Annotated in this window: 1 protein-coding gene; it reads right to left on the minus strand. The window is 36.7% G+C overall.

Translation table 11 applies throughout. The annotated features are described in order from the left end of the window. Window positions 1-1707: carboxypeptidase-like regulatory domain-containing protein (locus DZ60_RS0121885; RefSeq protein WP_025744132.1), on the minus strand; the 1707-nt coding region annotated here is incomplete at its 3' end. Between the last annotated feature and the right edge of the window lie 134 nt (window positions 1708-1841).

Below are 1841 nucleotides of genomic sequence, written 5' to 3' on the forward strand. Positions count from 1 at the left end.
TGCAGCGATTACTTTTTGTAATTCTATTTCAGCATCTTTTCTGATAAAGGATTTGTCAAGATCAAAATAAATAATTTCAAGATCGAGTAGTTTTGCCAGATCATCACCTGGATTTACTTCTTTCCCATCCAATCCTCCTTTACCTAATTGCAGGGGTAACTGATGTTTATACTCTAATACATTATTGGTATTGAGTAATGCCTCTGTGGGACTATACTCGGTTTTAGTACCTCGAACAATATATGGGGTATCACATTGTAGATCGAATGCATATACACCTTTACTATCAGCAACTGCTCGTTGAAGCTCTGTGTTATTGTCATCTAGGAGTACCACTTCGGCTCCTGGCAACACCTCTTTAGAATTCGCATCGGTAACCACCCCACTTACATACTGATTGCAAGAAGTGATCAATTCCCCTGTTTTCTTAAAACTATAGATATCATCACTTCCTTTTCCGCCAACACGGTTACTAGAGAAATATCCTATTTTAGTATCTTCATTTAAAACAAATGTAAAATCATCCTCTGAACTATTGACAGGTTTCCCAACATTATAAGGAATAGAAAACACCCCAAATTCTTCGGGAACCGATACAAAAATATCCAGCCCTCCCAAACCTATATGGCCATCACTGGCAAAATACAAGCGTCCGGATTTACTGATATAAGGAAAGGTTTCTCTACCTTCTGTATTGATTTTATCTCCAAGATTCTTAGGCTCCCCAAAGGTGCCATCTTCATTTACATCAACTACATACAAATCTGATAAACCTCGACTATCTGGCATATCACTGGCAAAATACAATTTACGACCATCAGGACTTAAAGCTGGGTGAGCCACAGAATAATCTTCACTGTTAAAGGGAACTTCTTCTACCCCGCCCCACTTTCCTTTATCAAGGGTCGCACGATACATTTTTAATAAAATAGTCCCTTCAGCACTAGAGCCTAATTTGTTTTTAGTGTAATTATTACGGGTAAAATAAACCGTTTGCCCATCTTGAGTAAAGGCGGTAGAGGACTCATGAAAACGAGTATTGATCTTTCCTTTTACTTTACTGGGAGTCTGTAAAATCCCATTAGCCTCTATAATATTTGAAGAATACAAATCCAAAAAAGGCATCTCATTCCATTCATGTACACTCTTTGAAATACCACCACCACTTCCTCTGGAAGAAGCAAACACTAATTGTCCCTGATGATTAAAACTAGGGGCATAATCAGAGTATTTAGAATTCATATTGAGCTTAAGCAATCTAAATTTTCCCGATTGCATTTCTATAAAACGAAGATAATCACGAGTATTCATAAAAAATTCTGCTCGTTGATCATTACCAGTAAGCGTATTAAACTTTTCCATAACCTTATCAGCAGCATCGTATTGTTCAATACTTTTTAAACTCTGAGAATATCGAAATAAATATTCCGGATCCAACTCATCGGCATAGGCAGTGGTTAATTTATCATACCAAGGCACAGCATCTTCTAACTGGGCATTAAAGTAATACGAATCTCCCAGTTTTTTGAGTAAGTCCTCTGACTCATACCCATTCTGAGCAACCTGAAGATAGATCTTACGCGCATCTACAAAGGCAAAACGATCAAAATTCTCATCTGCTTTGGCCAAACTCCGTTCTTGAGAAAAACCGCTAACAGACACTAAAAAACTAACTAAAAAACAAGTAAGATATGTATTAAAATTCATAGTGTGTATTGTATTTTAAATCTAACATCATCATATACGTACCGCCACAATCCCAACTATATGTATATGGGATCCTATAGAGTGCAGATACCTTAAAAGAAACGTGGGGTTAACATTCGATTGTATTTTTTAAA

Origin of the sequence: Aquimarina pacifica, assembly GCF_000520955.1 — a bacterium.
In the GTDB taxonomy this organism is placed as follows: domain Bacteria; phylum Bacteroidota; class Bacteroidia; order Flavobacteriales; family Flavobacteriaceae; genus Aquimarina; species Aquimarina pacifica.